Origin of the sequence: Humibacillus xanthopallidus, assembly GCF_044793955.1 — a bacterium.
Classification (GTDB): Bacteria; Actinomycetota; Actinomycetes; order Actinomycetales; family Dermatophilaceae; genus Humibacillus; species Humibacillus xanthopallidus_C.
Window position 1 is genome coordinate 1,378,747 of the sequence record NZ_CP084995.1, and the last position, 20,556, is coordinate 1,399,302.

At 71.5% G+C, this 20,556-nt stretch carries 9 protein-coding genes and 1 pseudogene; 5 read left to right on the forward strand and 5 right to left on the reverse strand.

The window, feature by feature from the left end; translation table 11 throughout:
• Positions 1-38 precede the first annotated feature (38 nt).
• The 3 genes and pseudogenes from LG278_RS06220 to LG278_RS06230 form a co-directional block, all read right to left on the reverse strand.
• Positions 39-1,238: pseudogene (locus LG278_RS06220) on the reverse strand (IS30 family transposase); the annotation flags it as partial.
• A gap of 97 nt (positions 1,239-1,335) precedes the next feature.
• The gene (locus tag LG278_RS06225) at positions 1,336-2,040 is read right to left on the reverse strand and encodes a LuxR C-terminal-related transcriptional regulator (RefSeq protein WP_404391993.1); all 705 of its coding nucleotides are present in this window, start codon (positions 2,038-2,040) and stop codon (positions 1,336-1,338) included.
• Positions 2,037-3,638, reverse strand: a complete 1,602-nt coding sequence (locus LG278_RS06230) for a PspC domain-containing protein (protein ID WP_404391995.1) — start codon at positions 3,636-3,638, stop codon at positions 2,037-2,039. Before LG278_RS06230 ends, LG278_RS06225 begins: the two co-directional genes overlap by 4 nt.
• A gap of 125 nt (positions 3,639-3,763) precedes the next feature.
• Here LG278_RS06230 and LG278_RS06235 point away from each other — a divergent pair, with 125 nt between their 5' ends.
• The 3 genes from LG278_RS06235 (at position 3,764) to LG278_RS06245 (ending at position 7,805) form a co-directional block, all read left to right on the forward strand.
• The gene (locus LG278_RS06235) at positions 3,764-5,104 is read left to right on the forward strand and encodes a PspC domain-containing protein (RefSeq protein ID WP_404391997.1); all 1,341 of its coding nucleotides are present in this window, start codon (positions 3,764-3,766) and stop codon (positions 5,102-5,104) included.
• A 62-nt stretch (positions 5,105-5,166) separates the two neighbouring features.
• Entirely contained in the window at positions 5,167-5,667 is a 501-nt protein-coding gene (locus tag LG278_RS06240) for a hypothetical protein (RefSeq protein ID WP_404391999.1), read from the forward strand.
• Positions 5,668-5,846: 179 nt separating this feature from the next.
• On the forward strand, positions 5,847-7,805 hold the full coding sequence (locus LG278_RS06245; RefSeq protein ID WP_404392001.1) for a M13 family metallopeptidase: 1,959 nt from the start codon (positions 5,847-5,849) through the stop codon (positions 7,803-7,805).
• A 126-nt stretch (positions 7,806-7,931) separates the two neighbouring features.
• On the opposite strand, the gene LG278_RS06250 is transcribed toward LG278_RS06245, so the two are convergent.
• Together LG278_RS06250 and LG278_RS06255 are read right to left on the reverse strand one after the other, a co-directional pair.
• Entirely contained in the window at positions 7,932-8,342 is a 411-nt protein-coding gene (locus LG278_RS06250; protein ID WP_404393553.1) for a GNAT family N-acetyltransferase, read from the reverse strand.
• 62 nt (positions 8,343-8,404) lie between these two features.
• A complete protein-coding gene (locus tag LG278_RS06255) occupies positions 8,405-8,875 on the reverse strand; it encodes an SRPBCC family protein (RefSeq protein ID WP_404392003.1) in 471 nt (156 codons plus the stop codon).
• Between the two features lie 81 nt (positions 8,876-8,956).
• Between LG278_RS06255 and LG278_RS06260 the strand changes: the two genes are divergently transcribed.
• Positions 8,957-9,802 (forward strand): HAD family hydrolase, encoded by an 846-nt coding sequence (locus LG278_RS06260; protein WP_404392005.1) that lies wholly within the window; start codon positions 8,957-8,959, stop codon positions 9,800-9,802.
• Between the two features lie 146 nt (positions 9,803-9,948).
• A complete protein-coding gene (locus LG278_RS06265; RefSeq protein ID WP_404392007.1) occupies positions 9,949-20,493 on the forward strand; it encodes a calcium-binding protein in 10,545 nt (3,514 codons plus the stop codon).
• Positions 20,494-20,556 lie beyond the last annotated feature (63 nt).

Sequence of the window (20,556 nt, forward strand, 5' to 3'; positions counted from 1 at the left end):
AACACGTGACTCGTTGGTGGTTGAGAGTAGCTTGGCCAGGCTTGGGCTGGGGTGTCCCAGCTGAGGGTTTTCCGGGGTCGCGCGTTGAGGGCTGCGGCGACATCGAGGAGGTCCGTCGCGGTGTGGGTGGACAGGTCGGTGCCTTTGGGGAAGTACTGGCGCAGGAGCCCGTTGGTGTTCTCGTTCGTGCCGCGCTGCCAGGGTGAGTGGGGGTCACAGAAGTAGATCGGCAGCCCGGTCGCGACGCGGATCTCGGTGTGGGCGCCGACCATCTCCGAGCCCTGGTCCCAGGTCAGGGACCGCCACAGGTGCGAGGGCAGGGCGGTGATCGCCTGGCTCATCGCGTCGCGGACCGCGACCGCGTCGTGGCGGCCGGGCAGGTGCAGCAGCATCGTGTAGCGGGTGGTCCGCTCGACCAGGGTGGCGATCGCCGAGCCGCTGTCGGCGCCGATGATCAGGTCTCCTTCCCAGTGCCCGGGCACGGCCCGGTCGGCGGCCTCGGCCGGGCGGTTGCTGATCAGCAGCTCGTCCGGGACCCGGGTGCGGCGCTGGCCGGGGTCGCGGTTCGGGCGCCGGACCGCGCGCCCGGTCCGCAGGCAGCTGGCCAGCTCACGGCGCAGCCCGCCGCGGCCCTGGACGTACAACGCCTGGTAGATCGTCTCGTGGCTGACCTGCATGGTCTTATCGTGCGCGAAGGTCCGGGCGAGCGTGGCGCTGATCTGTTCCGGGCTCCACCGGGACGGCCCGCCCAGCTTGTCCTGCACGTACCGGGCCAGGCGCGGGTTGCTGGCCAGCTTGCCCGGCTTCGGCCGCCGTCCGCGGGCCTCGGCCCGGGCCTGGGCGACCGAGGCCAGGTACGGCCGAGGCGAGGGGCGCGTCCCCGGCGGCGCGGACGGGCCGGGCACCGCGAACCGGGCGTTGCGGGTCAGCTCGCGGCTGACCGTCGAGGGTGACCGGCCCAGCCGCCGGGCGATCTCTCGCACCCCGGCCTTCTCCGCGGCCCAGACCGAGATCAGCTCGCGCTCCTGGAACGACAGGTACCGCCCGGACAACGGCTTCAGCTGCGGGTTCACCCCGCCAGCCTTGCGGAAGTGGCGCCACGCCGGCGTCGGGGTGATCCCGACCCCGGCGGCGGCGGCTTCCACCGAGGCCCCGGCCCGGGTCAGCTCCCAGAACCCGCGCCATACCTCACGACGTGCTGGAGGACGCCCCTGACGCGCCCCGCTGCAATCCACCATTGACAACACCCTTTCGACGGGTGTTGCGACAACCACTGGAATCCGCCGTCGCGCGGATTGCTCTTTCGATCGGGAAGGGGGGTGGGCTCTCGATCGGTCAGAGGAGGCGGCGGCCGAGGGCCCAGGCGGTGAGCTCGTGGCGCGAGCTGAGCTGCAGCTTGCGCAGCACCGAGCTGACATGGGTCTCGACGGTCTTGACGGAGATGAAGAGCTCCTTGGCGACCTCTTTGTACTGGTAGCCGCGGGCGATGAGGCGCATGACCTCGCGCTCGCGGGCCGACAGCCGGTCGAGCTCCTCGTCGATCTCGGCGACCTCACCGGCCGCCGCGCCGAAGGCGTCGAGGACGAATCCGGCCAGGCGCGGGCTGAAGACGGCGTCACCGTCGGCGACGCGCCCGATCGCCGTGAGCAGCTCCTCGGCGCTGATCGTCTTGGTCACGTAGCCGCGGGCTCCGGCGCGGATGACCGCGATGACGTCCTCGGCGGCGTCGGAGACCGAGAGGGCGAGGAAGCGGACGGGAGACCCGGCCTGGGAGTCGACACCGGCGCAGGCCCGGATGACATCGGCTCCGCCGCGGCCGTTGCCACCCGGGAGGTGGACGTCGAGCAGCACGACGTCGGGCTGCTGCTCCGTGATGACCTGGGTGGCGGACTCGACCGCGCCGGCCTCGCCGACGATCTCGAGCCGGAAGGTGGCCGGGCCCGACGGACCGGCGAGCGAGGTGAGCTCGGACCGGACCCCCGTGCGAAACATGTGGTGGTCATCGACGATGACGATGCGGATGCTCCGCGGGTCGGTCATGAAGGCTGCTCCTGAGGCTCGTTCGCTGTCGTGGGGGCGGGCGCGGCCGTCGCTGCGGGCTCGGACGGCGTCGCGGGGGCCGTCGCTGCCGTCTCGGCCGGAGCCGTGGCCACCGTCTCGGCCGGCTCGGCCGGCTCGGCCGGCTCGGCCGGCGGTGGAGCCGCTGCGGGCGTGGTGGTGTCGGGGTCGCCGACGGGCAGGCGCAGCTCGACCTCGGTGCCGTCGGCGCGGCGGCGAATGCGGGCCGTGCCGCCGTGGCGCTCCATGCGACCGATGATCGACTCGCGCACACCCGCCCGGTCATCGGGCACGGCGTCGAGGTCGAAGCCCGAGCCGTGGTCGCGCACGAAGGCCTCGACCGCGTCGGGTCCCACCTCGACGTAGGCGCTGACGGGCGGGCTGGCGTGCCGCACGGCGTTCCAGGTGGCCTCGCGCACGGCCTTGACGAGGGCGTCGAGGTGCTGGTCCATCGGGCGGTCGCCGGTCACGACGAGCTGCACGGGCACGCCCTGGAGGTCCTCGACCTCGCCCATCGCGGCGGTGAGCGCGGCGCCGAGGGTGCCGGCGCGGGAGTCCTCGTCGTAGAGGTAGCTGCGCAGCTGCCGCTCCTGGGCACGGGCGAGCCGGGCGACCGTGGCGGCATCGGTGGACTGTCGCTGGATGAGCGCCAGCGTCTGCAGCACGGAGTCGTGCAGGTGGGCGGCGATGTCGGCGCGCTCGGTGGCCCGGATGCGCGCGGTCTGCTCCTCGCGCAGGTTGGTCCAGAGGCGCAGGATCCACGGTGCGCAGAGCACCGAGACCCCGACGAGGGCCGCGAGCACGGCGCCCGCCACCTGCCACAGCTCGGAGATGTTGGTGCCACGCACGAGCAGGGCGACGAGGCCGAGCAGGGTGAAGCCGAGGCCCACGACGAGCCAGATCCAGCGCACCGGACGGCGGCCGCCGAGCGGACTGCTGTCATCGAGCTGCGACCAGAAGAAGATCGCCCCGATGACGATGGCGACGACCGGCACGATCACCTCGGCGTGCACGTCGAAGCCCGCGCTGCCGAGCCACAGCGCTCCGGCCGCCACGAGGGCGGCCACCCCGAGCAGCGTGATGACGACGGCCTGGTTGCTGCTGCGCAGCCACGAACGCAGGGCCGCCACGTCGATGCCGTGGTGACGGGTGCTCGCCCCCGACGTCCCGGTGACCGCAACGGGAGCCGGCGTCGCGGCCGGCGTCGCTCCGGGGACCGCGCCGACGTGGGAGCCAGCCGCACCCCCGAGGGTGCCGGCGACGGCCGAGGGAGCGGACGGCATACCGGAAAGCGTTGTGGGAGAGCCCTCCTCGAGCATCGTGGCCCAGAGGAAGATGTAGACGACGAAGCCCGCGCCGAACGGGATGCTCGACGCGACGAAGGCGAAGCGGACCCAACCGACCGGCAGTCCGAGGTGGTTGGCGAGACCGACGGCGACCCCGGCGAGCACCTTGTCGTTGCGGTGCCGCACGAGCGGCGGGCGCTGCGTGGCGCGCCACGCGGGCAGGGGAGCAGGGGCTGGTGGCGGTGGCTGTGGCTGCTGCACGGCGCCCTCCTGACTGCCCGTCACGGTCTGCATGTGTCCATCCTCGCCCACCCCGAGGGATGGGGGCGACCCTCTGGGCCGGGTTTGGGGGTCGCGTCAGGGTCTGCTCAGGGTCGACCCTCATGGCTGTCGCGAAGCGGCGAGGCCACTCTGGAGACATGACGAACAGCAATCACGCCCCCAGTCAGGGCCACGGCCTCGACGGCTTCTACGCGGCGCTGCGTCGACCAGGGATCGTGCGAGGCACCGACGAGCGCTGGTTCGCCGGTGTGGCCGGAGGCATCGCCCGCTGGCTCGGCGTCGACCCCCTCGTGGTGCGCGCCGGCTTCATTCTCTTCTCCATCTTCTTCGGCTTCGGCCTCAGCCTCTACCTCCTGCTGTGGCTGCTCATGCCGGACGACCGCGGCCGGCTGCCCGTCGAGCGGGCCCTCAAGGACGGCGACGGGGGCTCGATCTTCCTGCTCGTCGTGACGGCGATCGCCGTGCTCGGCGGGGCTCCTTGGTGGGGCGGCGACTACCACGGCGCACGCCTCTTCGGCTTCGGCCTGCTCGTCGTGGGGGCGTGGTGGTTCCTCACCCGCACCGACACCGGCCGCGACCTCATGGTCACCAAGCCCTGGCGCGGCGGGGGTGCCGGCGTCGCCGGCACCGGGACGTCGACCGGCAACGCGGCCGCCAACGCTGGTGCGGCCTACGGACCCGCGAGTGCCGCGGGCACGGCCGGTGAGCCCGGCGACCCCGGCGTCACCGGTGCAGCACCCTTCGCGCCGGCCCAGCCGTGGTCTCCCCAGGCCCCCGTCGCGCAGCCGCCCCGTGACCGGGTGCGCAGCATCGGCTTCGCCGGCGGCCTGCTCGTGCTCGGGCTCGCCCTCGTCAGCGGCGTCGTCATGCATCAGGTCGCGACGACCGCAGGGTGGGCGGGCAACCCCACCGCCGTCGGGATCGCCGCCGGTGTCGGCGTGCTCGGCCTCGCCATCGTGATCGGCGGTCTCGCCGGTCGCCGGGCGGGTGGCCTCGCCTTCTTCGCCGTCGTCGGCATGATCGCGGCGGTCGCCACCACCGCGGCCCCGACGGGACTGACCCAGCCGTTCCAGGTGGGCGACCCACGGCACGCCGTCACGACGCTGACCGGTGACACGGACTTCCAGCTCGGGCTCGGTGAGATGACCGTCGACCTCAGCGGCGCCGACTATCGCGAGACGACCGCGCGGCCCGATCGCGTGACGGCAACGATGGGCGTCGGGCAGCTCACCATCGTGGTGCCCGACGGCGTCGCCGTGACGGTCAACGCCGAGGCTCGCCTCGGTGAGATCGATGCCCCAGCCGCCGCTGTGGCTCCGGGTTCGAGGATGCAGTCCGCGGACGACATGTCGCGGATGCAGCACGGCGGGGCCGGCATCTCTGAGACCCTGACCTTCGGCCCCGCGGGCGCGCAGCCCGAGATCGTCGTCGACGCGGAGCTCGGTCTCGGCCAGATCGTCGTCCGGAGCGCGTCATGACCGACCGCGACGAGCCCACCCCTGCAAGCGAATCCCCAGACACCCTCGACACGGAGCTCCCGATGACCCAGCACGACGACCCCACCGCTGACCCGACGGCCGACCCCGTCGTGGACCCGACGCTGACGATCGAGACCGTGCACACGCAGGCCGTGCCCGAGGTGACCCCGTTCCGGGTCGAGCCCGCCACACCGGTGCCTGACGACGTCACCCACGAGACCTCGGACCTGTCGCACCTGCCGCCGCCGTCCGTCGACCCCGTCACCCCGGCCACCCCGGCCGGCACTCCGGCCCCGCAGGCCGGCGGGTGCGACGGCGGCCACCCGTGGAGCCACTCGTCGCACCGCGGCCACGCCCACGTCACCGTGCGCAAGGGTCCGCGTCCGGGCGCGGTCGTGCTCGGGCTGCTCAGCATGCTCGTGGCGGCCTACGTCATCGCCGTCAACGTCAGCGACGCGAGCCTCGACGTCCGACTTGTGGGGCCCGCCCTCATCGGGGCACTCGGCGGTCTCCTGCTCCTCGTCGGCCTCGCCGGCGTGCTCGTCGGGAGGCTGCGCCGCTGAGGAGGACGTATGCCGTCCGGTCGGGGGAGACGGGCCCCCGCCGGACGGCATACGGCTGCCTCGGCGGAGTCGACCGGCTGGGGCGAGGGGCATCACCGCGCGGCCGGTGCTCCGTGGTTAGGCTCGTGCCGGTCGGGCCGGCTGGCCCGGCGACCCTCGAAGGGAGCAGCCAGGTGGCCATGAAGTCCGGGATCGACCTCGATGCCTTCGACCGCTCCACGCGGCCGCAGGACGACCTCTTCCGTTTCGTCAACGGCACGTGGATCGACACGACCGAGATCCCCGGTGACCGGGCGCGCTACGGCACGTTCGACGTGCTGCGCGAGCAGTCCACCGAGCGCGTGCGCGACCTCATCGAGGAGGCGGCCGCCAGCCACGACGGAGCCCCCGGCACACCCTCGCAGCAGGTCGGCGACCTCTATGCGAGCTTCATGGGCACCGAGCGCATCGAGGAGCTCGGCCTGGCCCCCCTGCAGGCCATGCTCTCGGAGGTCGCGTCGGTGACCGACCTCGAGGCTCTCGGGTCCGCGCTCGGCCGCCTCGAGCGCGACGGCGTCGACGGCCCGCTCGGTCACTGGGTGGGGCCCGACCAGCGCTCGCCGGAGGACTACGTCGTCTACCTCGAGCAGCACGGGCTCGGCCTTCCCGACGAGTCCTACTACCGCGAGGAGAAGTACGCCGAGATCCGCACGGCCTACGTCACGCACATCGGTCGGCTGCTCGACCTGGCCGGCATCCCGGAGGCGGAGGCGAAGGCCGAGCGCATCATGGCGCTCGAGACGCAGCTCGCGGCCGCGCACTGGGACAACGTGACCACGCGCGACGCCATCAAGACCTACAACGCCCACACCTTCGATGAGGCCCAGGCGCTGGCTCCCCAGTTCCCTTGGGAATCATGGCTGCTCGGCCTCCGGGCTCCCGAGGGATCCTTCGCGAAGGTCATCGTGCGCGAGCCGAGCTTCGTGAGCGCGCTCGGTGACGCAATGGAGTCGGTCGACATCGCCGACTGGCGTGCGTGGCTGACGTGGCGGGTGCTCTCGGAGTTCGCGCCGATGCTGCCGCAGTCGCTCGTCGACGAGAACTTCGACTTCTACGGCCGCACGCTCTCGGGCCAGCCCGACAACCGCGAGCGGTGGAAGCGCGGGGTCAGCCTCGTCGAGTCGTGCGTCGGTGAGGCCGTCGGCCAGCTGTATGCGGAGCGCTGGTTCCCGCCGGTCGCCAAGGAGCGCATGCAGCACCTCGTCGCCAACCTCGTCGAGGCCTTCCGCCGGTCGTTCGGCTCGCTCGAGTGGATGAGTCCCGAGACGCGCGCCGAGGCCATCGCCAAGCTCGACGCCTTCACGCCCAAGATCGGCTACCCCGATGTGTGGCGCGACTACTCGTCGATCGAGATCGTGGCCGACGACCTCGCCGGCAACGTGCGACGCAGCGTCGCCTTCGAGATCGACCGCAACCTCGCCAAGATCGGTCAGCCGATCGACCGCACCGAGTGGCACATGCTGCCGCAGACGGTCAACGCCTACTACATGCCGTCGATGAACGAGATCGTCTTCCCCGCAGCCATCCTCCAGCCGCCGTTCTTCGACCTCGAGGCCGACGACGCCGTCAACTACGGCGGCATCGGCGCGGTCATCGGGCACGAGCTCGGTCACGGCTTCGACGACCAGGGCTCGCGCTACGACGGCACCGGCGCGCTGCGCGACTGGTGGACCGAGGCCGACCGGGAGCGCTTCGACGCCCTCGCCCAGCGCCTCATCGAGCAGTTCAACGCCTACGTGCCGGCCGGGCTCGACCCGTCCCACACCGTCAACGGCGCCCTCACCGTCGGCGAGAACATCGGCGACCTCGGCGGACTGCAGATCGGCTACGCGGCCTACCGCATCGCCACCGAGCAGGACGGCATGCCTGAGATCGACGGCTTCACCGGCGCCCAGCGCTTCTTCATCGGGTGGGCCCAGGTGTGGCGCGGCAAGGCCCGCGAGGCCGAGGCGATCCGGCTGCTCGCCATCGACCCGCACTCGCCGCAGGACGCCCGGGGCAACGCCGTGCGCAACGTGAGCGAGTTCCACGAGGCCTTCGCCGTCAAGCCGGACGACGAGATGTGGCTCCCCGAGCAGGAGCGGGTCCGCATCTTCTGACCCACGCCCCCCGCAACACACCGAGCAATCGTCAACTCCGCGCGGCACACCACCGGATCTTGGCGATTGCTCCGTGTGTTGCGCGGTCTGGGCGGTCGGGGGGTGGCGGTCCAGAGGTGGTGGCGGTCAGGGGTGGAGCGGCAGCTTGAAGCCCACGTGTGATGCCTCGAAGCCGAGCCGCTCGTAGAACCGGCGGGCGTCGGCGCGGCTCGCGTCGCTCGTCAGCTGCACGAGCGAGCAGCCGGCTCGGCGCGACTCCTCGACGGCCCAGTTGATGAGCTCGGTGCCGAGACCGTGGCCGCGCTCGTCCCGTGCGACCCGCACCCCCTCGATGATCGAGCGGGTCGCGCCGCGGCGGGAGAGACCGGGGATGACGCTGAGCTGCAGGGTGCCGACGACGCGCCCGTCACGCTCGGCGACGACGAGGCGATGCGCGGGGTCAGCTGCCACGCGGTCGTATGCCGCGGCATACGTCTGCGTGTCAGCGGGGTCCTCGCGTGCCGCGCCCAGGGGATCGTCGGCGAGCATCGCGACCATGGCGGGCACGTCCTCGCGCGTCGCGGTGCGAATGACGCACCCGCTCGGCGTCGTCGTCGAGGTCACGCGGACTCGGCGACCCGCTTGAGCTGGGTGAGCCCCCGCTCGAGGTCGGGGCCGATCATCTTCTCCATCGACCAGATCTTGCTCATCAGCTTCATCACGAAGTTCTGGGGACCCGTCATGGCCCACTCGACGTGCGTCGACTGACCGCCGTCGACCGGTGTCAGGGTGAAGTCCACCCGGTTGTGCGCCTTCATCGGCGCCGCGAAGAGCAGGTCGACGCCGACGCGCTGCGGCTGCGACTCGACGATCTCCATGCGGCCCTCGCCCGCTTTGCTGTTGCCCTGCCAGGCGTAGACGGCGCCCAGCCCCGACGAGGGGCCGTCGTAGGCACGCTCCATGTTCGGGTCGAGACCCTCCCAGGGCGACCAGGAGCGCCACTCGTGAAAGTCGTTGATGAGTGCGTGGATCCGCTCGGCGGGTGCGGCGATCGTCGTCTCGCGGCTCAGGTGGAAGCTCTTGTCGGCCATGGCCGCATCCTCCCACTGCGCTGGGTCCGATCGTCGGGACGGTGAGCGAAGCCGCACCGCGCGCGACCTAGGCTGCTGCCGGTGACCTCCCCGACTCCCACCGGCCGCGCCGCGACCCCGCGTCCCGACGACATCCGGCTCGTCGTCGTCGACCTCGACGGCACCCTGCTCGACGGCGGCGGGGAGATGCCCGGCGAGACCGTTGCGACGATCCGCGCCCTTCGCGAGCGGGGGGTCGCGTTCGCCCCGGCGAGCGGGCGCCAGCACGCGACGATCGCGCGGCTCTTCAGCGAGGTCGAGAACGGTCTCGTCGTGATTGCCGAGAACGGCGCCTACGTCACGCGCGACGGCGCCGAGGTCAGCTCGCACACCCTCGATCTCGACTGGTCGCGCAGCGTCATCGAGCGCACCCGGCACCTCGAGAGCCGGGGCGTCGACCTGGGCGTCGTGCTCTGCGGCAGGTCGTCGGCGTGGATCGAGCGCACGGACGAGGTGTTCCTCGCGGAGGTCGAGCGCTACTACGCGAGGCTGAGCACCACCGACGACCTCACGCACGTCGACGACGAGGTGCTCAAGCTGGCCGTGCACGACTTCGGCGACCCGACGGCGCTGACCGGCCCCGACCTCGCGGCGTTCTGCGCGCCTCAGCAGGTCGTCGTGTCGGGTCACCACTGGGTCGACGTCATGGGCGTCGGCGTGCACAAGGGGCTCGCCGTGCGCGACCTCCAGCGAGCGCTCGGCATCACGGCCGCGCAGACGATGGCCTTCGGTGACTACCTCAACGACCTGGAGATGCTCGGGGCTGCCGAGCACTCCTACGCCATGGCAAACGCGCACCCGACCGTGCTCCGGGCAGCGCGGCACGTGGCCCCGGCCAACACCGAGGACGGCGTGCTGCGCACCCTTCGGGAGATCTTCGACCTCTGACGCGAAGCCGTACCATCGCATGTCGACCATTTCGGTGATTCTGGGGACGTGTCGCGCGATCGTCACTACCTTGTGACGAGTAGGCCGCTCGACGATGCGCGACCAGGGAGTGCGCACGCGAGTAGTGCCCCTGATGGGGAGATGTCATGGTGCGCAAGGCGATTCGTCGTGCCCTCGGAGCCGCGTTGACCGCGCTCCTCGTCGTCGTGGGGGCCCTCGCCGGTCAGTCACCGGCGTTCGCGGCCGACCCGGATCCCGGCGTCGATCGGCTCGTCGCGTTGCTCGGCGGCAGCGGCGGCTCGCCCAACCTCGCGACGTGGACCAAGGGCCTGTCGACCCTCGGCTCCTTCGGCAAGCAGCTCCCCTTCGTCGCGGCCAGCCCGGGCGGGCTCGCCGGACTGGACGACCTGGTGGAGAACGGCGTCGCCAGCACGCTCGCGGGCGCCACGACGTGGGCCGACCTCGCCACGAGCGGCGAGGCCGTGCCGCTCCCCGGCGGACGCAGTGGCGTCCTCGACATCACGGTCGACGACCTCGGCGAGGGCAAGCGCGCCCACGTCCACCTCGTCGTGACGCGCACCGCCACGCAGCAGGCGCTCGCGGTGAGCTCCACCAGTCCCAAGGTCGAGCTGTCGTCCCCGCAGGGCATGACGGCCACCGTGGAGGCGACCCTGTCGCTCTGGGTGGTGTGGACGGGACCGACGACCAACCGGGTCTACCTCGCGAGCGACGACGCGCACGCGCCGCGGATCGACATCGACGTCACCGCGCAGCTGTCCGCCTCGGCCAAGGCCGCCGTGGGCATCCTCGGAGTCACCCTCAGCAGCACCGACTTCATCGTCAGGGCCCACACCTTCGCTCGGGTCAACGACCCGAACAACGACGGCATCCTCGCCTTCGAGACCGGTGGCACGGGCGCAGCCGAGCTCGCGGCCGAGGGATCGCTGGCCGGCCTCGTCACCGCCGCCCTCGACCCGGCTGGGTCGCCGTCACACCTCGGCGTTGCCGGCTCGGTGCAGGGCACCCTCGCCATCGCTGCGGACACGAGTGGCCTCACAGGTATCGGCTTCCCGACCGATGTGGCATCCACGGTGGAGATCTCGTGGCCCGACATCGCCACCGGGTCGCCGACCGTCACCGCCCCCGACTTGGCGTCGCTCGTCGGCAAGTTCCAGAACATGAGCCTGCGCGACCTCGCGGACGGCCTCGCCCAGGTGGCCACGGCGCTGACGGGCATCCAGCAGGCGAAGTTCGACCCCGACGGCGCCGGCCCCCTGCCCACGACCGGCAACCTCGACCTGCCCTTCCTGCGCGGCACGGTCGCCGATGCCGTCAAGGCCAACCAGGTGCTCGTCGACTTCCTCAAGGCCCACGTCATCCAGCAGCCGGACCCCGCGCAGCCGAGCCCGCCGGGCTTCGATGCATCGACTGTCGGCAACCCGACCTTCACCTCCCTGCAGGACCTCATCGCCAAGCTGAAGGCGGCGGGCATCGGCCTCGACAACATCAGCTGGGACCCGACGACGAGCAAGCTCGTCTTCCGGATGCAGATGACCAAGGCCGCTCCCGCCTCGCCCGCGCCCATGGATGCCGGCAGCGCGCGCACGTCGAGGGCCTCCGCGACGTATGCGGCCGACGGGCTCGCGCTCGACGACGGCACCAAGCCGTGGGCGCCCGACCAGTGGGCCGGTATGCGGATCGTGGCCGGCACGTCGGCCGGCGAGATCGCCACGAACGACGACGACTCGTTGACCCTGTCGGGTCCGTGGATCGGAGGGAAGCCGACCGACACCACGCCCTTCGTCATCGTCGGTCCCGAGGCCCAGCTCGGCGCCGTCACCTTCGGCGACCGGCTCACCGACCAGCCCGTGACGGACGGGCCCCGGCGTGGCATCCTCCGAGCGAACGCTCCTCAGACCTTTGCGACCGTCAAGCCCTCGTTCTCCGCCGACCTCACGCTCGTGCTCGACCTGCAGGACCCGCGGACGGGCCAGGCCTGTGTCGGCTTCGAGGGCAACACCGAGCCGTGCCCCTTCACCCAGACCACCGGCACCTTCAAGACGAACATCACCTCCCTGCCCCTCGGGCCCGATCGCATCATGGTCCGCACGGGCAGTCCCCTGCTGACCGCGGACTTCCCGATCGAGACCAAGGTCGACCTCAGCGCCAACGCCGGCTTCTTCCAGGTGCGGCTGGAGGGCGAGCTCTCGGTGTGCAACAGCTCCGCCGCTGCCGACTGCTCCGGTCCGGTCACCGGCAACATGCTGACGATCGGCCTCAAGCAGGCCGGGGACGCCCAGCACGACCTGAGGCTGCGAGACCTCTTCGCCCAGCTCGTCACGTCCACCCCGACGGGTCCGAGCCAGGCCGGCGGCCTGCTCGACGTCGACGTCAACGTGCGTGCAGCAGCCGACATGGCCGTCAGCATCCCCGAGGCGGCCGGCTTCCTGCCCGCCGGCACCGACGTGGGCGTCAGTGCGACGTGGGCCGACCTCACCCAGCTCTCGGGCGCGTTGGGTCCCCAGCTCGACCTCAGCAAGCTCGACCGCATCTTCGCCCTCGACATCAAGCCGGGGTCGCAGGCGGAGCTCTTCGCGATCGTCCTGCGCACGCTCCAGACGCTCGCGGCGCAGCTCGCCGAGGCCCAGCCCGGTGGGGCAGGTGGGGTCTACAGCAAGGAGATCCCCGGCATCGGGGTGTCGCTGCGCGACCTCATGCGCCGTGACGCCTCCGGCCAGGGCGCCGACGTCAACTTCGGCGACAACACCCTCCAGCACGTGGGGCGGGTCTTCGACCCCTCGTTCGTCGGCCGCAGCGTCGTCGTCGGCACCCAGGTCGCCGTCGTCGCGTCCGCCTCGGGTGACACGGTGACGCTGACCGAGAACTGGACCACCAAGCCGGCCAACGACACCGCCTACAGCTTCCGCTCGCCGCTCGACGACGCCATCGACGCGATGTCGGCCCACCCGCCGCAGAACATGCAGGATCTGGTCGCCTTCCTCGACCGACGGCTGGGGACGGACGCCCTCGACTTCCGCTACCTCGACGACGGGGGCACCCCGAGCGTCGTCCTCGACGTCGACTGGAAGCGCTCGTACACGACGACCGCTCCGCTGCGCCTCGACATCGGCGGCGACAAGACCATCTTCTCGGCCGAGGCCTCCGGCGAGGGCTCCGTCGCCGTCGAGGGCGGGGTCAAGGTCGGCCTCGTCGTGCCGCTCGAGCCGGGCGCGGGGCCCACCACCGCGACGGCCCTCAAGGTGCTCGAGGACTCCTCCATCGGCATCGCCGCCGACGCCCGGTTCACGGGCTCGGCCGCCGGCACCCTCGGCCCGCTGTCGATCTCGGCAGGCCTTCCCGGCGGTGGGGCCGGCACCCAGGTCGACCTGCAAGCGGACCTCAGCCTCGACCTCGCCAAAAGCGGGGCCACCCCCGACACTCCCGTCACCTTCTCGGACTTCCTCTCCGGTGTGGCCGTCGAGCTCAACGCGCGGAACACCCCGGTCGACTGCGGGGAGTCGCTGACCGTCGATCTCATGGTCTGCGGCGTCATCCCGCTCTATGCGACCGTCGCGGGCGGCAGCCCGACCTCGCTCGGCAACGTGGCCCTGCGCCTGCCCGACAGCGACGACCCTGCCGACCTCATCACGGTCTCGGGCAACCTGCCGGCGCCCGACGACGGCATGGCCCGGCTCGAGCTGCCCGACCTCTCGACGGCCTTCGCCAAAGCCATCGCGGACTTCACGCAGATCGGCCCGGGCCTCGACGGCTACCTCGAGAAGATCGAGCAGGCGATGCGCATCGCCACGCTCGACGGCAAGCTGCCCTTCGTCGGCAAGGACCTCCAGCAGGGCGCCGACTCGATCAACCGCCTGCGAGCCGAGATCAAGGCCAAGCTGGGCAACGTCCCGGCCAGCGCCGACGAGGCCCGTGACTACGTCAACGACAAGCTCAAGGAGGCCATCGCAGCGGCCGGGCTCCAGGACGCGAACCTCGTCGTCAACTACGAGTGCAAGGCCAAGCTCGAGCCGACCGGCGCCCCGACCCTCGTCGCCGTCCCGGCGACTGCCGGGACGACGAAGTGGCAGTACAAGATCGTGGCGAGCCAGGGCACCGACGACGACACCGTGCCATCCGCCCCCGCGACCGTCTCCACGGCCTTCACCGACCTCGGTGGCGGCAACTCCATCGAGCTCACGTGGACCGCGTCCGCAGGCGCCACGGCATACAAGATCCTGCGCAGCAAGGACGACGCTGACTTCGGGTTGGTCGCGACGGTGGACGGCAGCACGCTGACCTACACCGACAGCGACAACGCGGCCCCGGCGACGTACGACGAGAAGACCTCCAAGCCGATGCTGCTCGCGTGCCCGACCGACAACGTCAACGGGGTCAACATCACCTTCGAGGTGCTCGCCGGGCAGGTCGATGCCGTCCAGGGCTGCGTCCCGGGCTCGGGCTGCCTCGGTGACGGCGCCTCGCTGCCGCTCGACATCGGCATCCCGGGCCTCGCGATCAAGGCGGGGGAGAACGACGCCATCACCTACGGTCTCGGGCTGCAGCTGCACGTCAAGGCCGGCATCAACACCGACGACGGCTTCGTCATCTACACCCATGACAACTGGCAGGGCGGCCAGGCCGCACCGGAGTTCGGCCTCGGCGCGCGCTTCGACATGCCCGCGACGATGAAGGCACAGCTCGCCTTCCTCGACATCGACGTGCAGAAGCAGGGGACGGTGCCGCTCTTCGCCGGCGCGTTCTTCGTGGACCTCACCTCCACCGACCCGACGGAGACGGCCACCTCGACGCTGACGATCGCCGACATCTCCGGTGGCGACGTCAGCTCGCTCTTCGGCATCTCGCTCAGCGCGACGATCAAGGCCGACTGGCTGGTCAAGGCCTCCGTCGACTCCGTGCTGCCCGGTGTGCAGGCCAACTTCCTCCTCGGCTGGACGATCACCGACAAGAACATCAAGGACGTCGGCTTCCCGACCATCGCGTTCAAGGAGGTGGCCATCGACGCAGGCGGCTTCCTCTCGAGCCTGCTCGGGCCGGTCCTCAAGAAGGTCAAGTCCGTCACCGGGCCGCTCCAGCCCGTCATCGACACGCTCTACGCGCCGATCCCGGTGCTGTCCGATCTCAGCAAGCTCGCCGGGGGCGGCGACGTCAGCCTCATCACGCTGGCGAAGACGTTCAACACGATGGCCGGCGGGCCCAAGCTCGACTTCGTCGACAAGATCGCCGCCCTGACGACCCTCGTCAACAACCTCCCCGACTGCGGGGGCGGGGCCGGTGACCCGACATGTCTCATCCCCATCGGCGAGTTCACGGTCAACGGCTCCCTGGCGCTCGACACCGACGTGTCACCGACGAGCAGCCTCGATCCCGGGGGAGCGAGCTCGCTCATCTCCACAGCACTGCCCAAGAGCGAGCAGCAGGTCAAGGACCTGCTCAACGCCAAGGGCGGGCAGGGGAAGGTCTTCGGCGTCGGCACCGACACCACGGGCAAGGCCAACCAGTCCGGCTTCAGCTTCCCGATCCTGGACGACCCGGCGTCGGTCTTCAGCCTGCTCATGGGCAGTGACGTCTCGCTCGTCGAGTTCGACAGCGGGCCGCTCACGCTCGGCTTCACGTGGCGCCAGGCCTTCGGCCCGGTCTACGCACCCCCGCCGGTCATGGTGACGCTCTCGGGCTCCGCCTCGGTGACGTTGCGCTTCATGGCGGGTCTCGACACCGCCGGCATCCGGTATGCCGTGGAGGCGGCCCAGGCGGGCGCGCCCATCGACGGCCTCAAGCTGCTCGACGGCCTCTACTTCAAGACGACCGACAAGACCGGCACCCCCGTGCCCGTGGTGCGGCTCGACGGCGAGATCGCCGCCGGGGCAGCGGTGACAGCGCTCATCATCACCGTCGGCATCGAGGGAGGACTGCACCTCACCATCGGCTTCCACTGGAACGACCCCAACAACGACGGGAAGTTCCGGGTCAGCGAGTTCCTGCAGGCCGCGGTCAACAACCCGCTCTGCCTCTTCACCACGACCGGACGGCTCAGCCTCTTCCTCCGGCTCTACATCACCTTGGGCTTCTCGCCCTTCAGCGTGTCCTTCTCGATCACGCTGGCCGACATCACGCTGCTAGACTTCACGGCCCAACCGGACTGCGAGCCACCACCACCGCGCTTGGGTGGCACCGAGGGCGACACGCTCGTCGTCTTCGCCGGGCACTTCGGCAACGACCTCTCCCGTGGTGCCCCGTGGGGCAACACGGCCGACACCGAGGCCGACGTCGTCAAGGTGACGGCCCTGCGCTTCGCCCAGAAGAAGGGCGTCGACGAGGCCGGCACCAACCCCGACTTCGACGGGTTCAGGGTGCAGATGCTCGGCGAGACCCGGGACTACCTCGACGCGGGCCTCGCGAGGGTCGTCGTCGACGGCCGAGGGTCCTCGACCCCCCTCATCGTGAGCTTCGTCGGCGACGGCAAGAAGGACTCGAGCCCGACGTCGACGACGACGCAGGCCGACCTGTCACTCTTCGACAAGGACGCGATCGTCTTCGGCACGTCGGGCAAGGACCAGATCCAGACCGGCACCGGCAACTCGTGGGTCGATGCAGGTGGGGGCGCCGACCGCGTCGTCACGGCGGACCTGGCCGACAAGGTCGCCCGCGTCGCGGGTGGTCCGGGCGACGATGCCATCACAACCGGCTCGGGCGACGACTTCGTCTCGGGTGACGGCGCGCTCCCGGTCTCGACCCGGGCCTTCACCGCGACCCTCAACCCGGTCGACGTCGAGAACTCGAAGCCGAAGATCACCACGGTCGGCCTCGGCGACGTCATCGACTGGACGAAGCTCGATGTCGACCCGACCCTGGGTGACCAGGGCAGCGGCGGCGTCGACGTCATCAGCGTCGGGCTCGGGCGCAACCGGGTCAACGGCGGCCCCGGCGACGACAAGATCGGCGTCGCATCCGACCGGCCGGGAGCCACGGCCGGCACGACGATCCGCTCCGAGGGCAACGTGCTCATCGGAGGCCTCGGCAGCGACGCCGTCACCGGCGGCAGCGGCCCCGACACGCTCTACGCCTCGACCGAGGGCGGCTTCGGCGTCGACCAGGATGGCACGGCCGACACGCTCACCACCCCGGCCGGCAAGCCGTCGATCCCCAACATCATCGAGACCGGGTCGGGCAACGACGAGGTCTGGGGGAGCACGGTCGAGGACGTCGTCACGAGCCACTCGAAGAGCTCGGAGCACGCCAGGATCATCGGCGGCGCAGGGCCCGACGCCCTCGTGGGCGGCTACGGGACCGACGCGGTCTTCGGCGGGCCCGGCGACGACTACGTCATCGCGGAGCCGAGCGAGGTCGGCGCGCGTGGCCTCGACGAGGCCGGGGCGCCACGCGGACCCGACGTCGTCGAGGACGTGGACTTCGGTGCCTATCGCTTCGTGCGGCACCTGCCCATCCCCTCCGGCGAGACCTCGTCGAGCAAGACCCTCGTCGGCGGCAAGGGCAACGACCACGTGCTCGGCGGCGACGGCCCGGCCACCATCTTCGGTGACACCCTGCGTGACGCCGCGACGGTCGGCGCGAACGCCGACGAGACGTGCCGGGCCGGGACGCCCGTCGCGTCCGACCCGGTGCCCCAGGGCACCACCGCCGCGACCGGCGACGGCAACGACCTCATCCTGGGCGGGGCCGGCGTCGACACCGTCGCGGCCGGCGGGGCCCGTGACCGGGTGCTCGCAGCCGGGTCCGGTGACCTCGTCTGCGGCCAGGAGGGCAACGACGTGCTCCTCGGCGACGACGGCGCCGACGGGGTGTGGGGCGGCTCGGGTGCCGACCGCGGCTACGGCGGCTCGGGCGCCGACCTCGTCTTCGGCAACGGCGACGACGACGCGCTCTACGGGCAGGCGGACGCCGACGTGATCGAGGGCAACAACGGAGCCGACTGGGCCACGGGCGGCGACGGGGACGACCTCGTCTACGGCGGCACGCGTGCCTCCGGCCGCACCGACATCGACGCCGCCGACGCGGGCGACGTGCTCGCCGGCGACCTCGGGGTCGATCGCATCATCGGCGACAACGGCACCGTCGACGACCCGCTGTCAGCCGGCGACGACCCGGCGATCCCCTACGACCTCGACGGTCTGACACCCGACGCAGGCCGGGGAGACCTGATCTTCGGTGGCGGCGATGACGACACGGCATACGGCGGCCTCGGCAACGACCGGGTCAACGGCGGCGACGACGCCGACCACCTCGAGGGCAACAACGGCTCGGACACCGTCCACGGCGACCGTGGTGAGGACCAGGTCGTCGGAGGCTCGTTCCAGCAGTCCGCGGCTGGCGTGGGTCGGCCGGATGCCGGCGACATCCTCCACGGCGACGCCGGCCCCGACCTCATCACGGGCGACAACGCCGTGGTGACCTCGGGTGTGCCAGAGGCGGACACGACGCCGGTCACGCGGATGCGCGGCTTCGCCCGCACGCACCGCGTCGAGCTGCTCGACCTCGGCACGAGCCCGGTGCTCGCCAACTCCGGGGCCGACCAGGTCTTCGGCGGTGACGACCAGGACGTCGTGCTCGGCCAGAGCGGCACCGACCGCCTCAAGGGTGACGGTGGCGACGACTACGTCGAGGGCGGCCCCGACGTCGACTGGGTCGAGGGCGACCTCGGCGACGACGACCTCGTCGGCGGAAGCTCGACCCCGTCCGGCGGCTCCGGCCCGACGACCGCAGGCCAGCCCGACACCGACGACGCCGTCTTCGGCGGGCCCGGTGACGATGTCGCGCTCGGCGACAACGGGCAGATCCTGCGTCCGGCCGCCGGTCAGGCGCCGACGTCGGTGACCCTGCGGCTCGGCAGCACGTCGGGCACGGCGATGACGCCACGGGTCCTGCAGCCGTGGGACCGCATGGTCACCGCGGGCTTCCTCGAGACACCAACGGCCGGGCGCTGGGGCTTCGACCGCATCTCGGGCGGCGACGGTGTCGACGTGCTGACGGGACAGGACGGCAACGACGCCCTGAGCGGCGACTCCGGGGCCGACTACCTCGAGGGCAACGGCGGGTCCGACCAGCTCTTCGGGGACCTGTCCCTCGACGCGGTCTCGGAGCACGGCACCACGGTGCTGGCACTGGCGGCGGCGTGGCCCGGCTCTGCGAGCCCGGCGGCGCTGCTCGTCGGCACCGAGACGGCCCCCGGGCAGGACGACCTCATCGGCGGCACGTCGACGCCCGCCTACCGCGACGGGCCCGACACGATCGAGGGCAACGGAGCCGACGACGTCGCGCTCGGCGACAACGGCTCACTGCTGCGCACGCTGAGCGGAGCTCCCGGTGCGCAGTCGGAGCGGGTCTATGCCGACCGCTACGCCGACGGCGCCGTTCCCTCCGATGCCACCCGGTCGCGCACGCACGACCCGGCTCTGCCCGGACCGAGCACGCGCTTCTGCACCACCGCTCAGGCGACGTGCGAGGTGGCGGGCGCCCACGGAGGCGACACCATCTGGGGCGACGGTGGCAACGACGGCGTCTGGGGCCAGGACGGCGACGACGCCATCTCGGGCGGCGGAGGAGACGACGACCTCTACGGTGAGCTCGGCGACGACACGATCAGCGGTGACGCAGGCCGCGATGCGATCGTCGGCGACCGCGGTGGTGTCGTCAACCAGTTCCTCAGCGCGGGCGACAGCCCGGCCGAGGTGACGACGTCGCTCAACAGCCCACCGGCAGAGACCTACACGGGCTTCCGCCGTGGCGCCTACGACCGCCGGGTCGACCTGCTCCACGACGTGGACGGCGACGAGTGGATCGGTGCCTCCACCGATGCGCCGATGCCGCACGACGGCTTCGCCAACGGCGGACGCGACCGGCTGCGCGGCGGGACCGACGCCGACAACATCCATGGCGGCTACGGCGACGACGTCGCCAACGGCGACAGCGGTGGCGACGAGGTCTACGGCGACGACGGTGAGGACGTCCTCTGGGGCGGCCGGGGCTGCGACCCGCTCCTCGACGCGGCGACCCCGGACTGCCTCACCGGCGGCGTGTTCGACGCGACCGCTCGAGGCACCGGCGACCGCTTCGTCGACCACCTCTTCGGAGGCGCCGGCGAGCCCGTCGTCGCCAAGCAGGACATCGCCGGCTCGGACCTGCTGGACGTGCGGCCCCGGGGCAGCTACACCCCCGGCAGCGGGTGCACCACGGGCGCCTGGCCGGTCACGTCGGGCAGCAAGAAGAACGCCGTCACCATCGACCCGTGCCTCTGGTTCGAGCTGACCGACACCGACGACGCCGATCCTGCCGACAACAACCACCACCAGGGCACCGACTGGATCTACGGCGGTTGGGACCGCGACGTCATGCAGGGCGACGTCGCTGCCAACGGCCCCAACCCGGGTGACCGGTTGATCGACTGGGTCGGGGTCTACAACCTCTACACCCACTGCAACGCGGCCTACGGCGGCTTCAACGACGTGCGCCAGATCTCGCCGCAGATGCAGACCTTCCTCCAGCAGGTGGCGTGGGGCACGGGAGCCGGACGATCGGCGTCGGACGTCACGACACCCGGCACGTCGGCGTTCCGCGAGCTCGCCCTGGTCTACACCGGCGACATCAACGCCCACGGCTCGGGCTCGGCCTACCCGACCACCCCGGGGCACTTCGAGGAGGTCGCCTGCCAGCCGTGAGCCAGTGAGGCGAGCCGGTGAGCCGGCTCGCTGACGGTGACAGAGAGGCACCGAGCCACCCGT

Excerpts from the sequence above, each read along its gene's own strand:
- LG278_RS06245 (WP_404392001.1), top strand. The coding sequence starts at position 5,847 with ATGAAGTCCGGGATCGACCTCGATGCCTTCGACCGCTCCACGCGGCCG.
- LG278_RS06230 (WP_404391995.1), bottom strand. The coding sequence starts at position 3,638 with ATGCAGACCGTGACGGGCAGTCAGGAGGGCGCCGTGCAGCAGCCACAG.
- LG278_RS06225 (WP_404391993.1), bottom strand. The coding sequence starts at position 2,040 with ATGACCGACCCGCGGAGCATCCGCATCGTCATCGTCGATGACCACCAC.
- LG278_RS06265 (WP_404392007.1), top strand. The coding sequence starts at position 9,949 with ATGGTGCGCAAGGCGATTCGTCGTGCCCTCGGAGCCGCGTTGACCGCG.
- LG278_RS06240 (WP_404391999.1), top strand. The coding sequence starts at position 5,167 with ATGACCCAGCACGACGACCCCACCGCTGACCCGACGGCCGACCCCGTC.
- LG278_RS06255 (WP_404392003.1), bottom strand. The coding sequence starts at position 8,875 with ATGGCCGACAAGAGCTTCCACCTGAGCCGCGAGACGACGATCGCCGCA.
- LG278_RS06235 (WP_404391997.1), top strand. The coding sequence starts at position 3,764 with ATGACGAACAGCAATCACGCCCCCAGTCAGGGCCACGGCCTCGACGGC.
- LG278_RS06250 (WP_404393553.1), bottom strand. The coding sequence starts at position 8,342 with ATGGTCGCGATGCTCGCCGACGATCCCCTGGGCGCGGCACGCGAGGAC.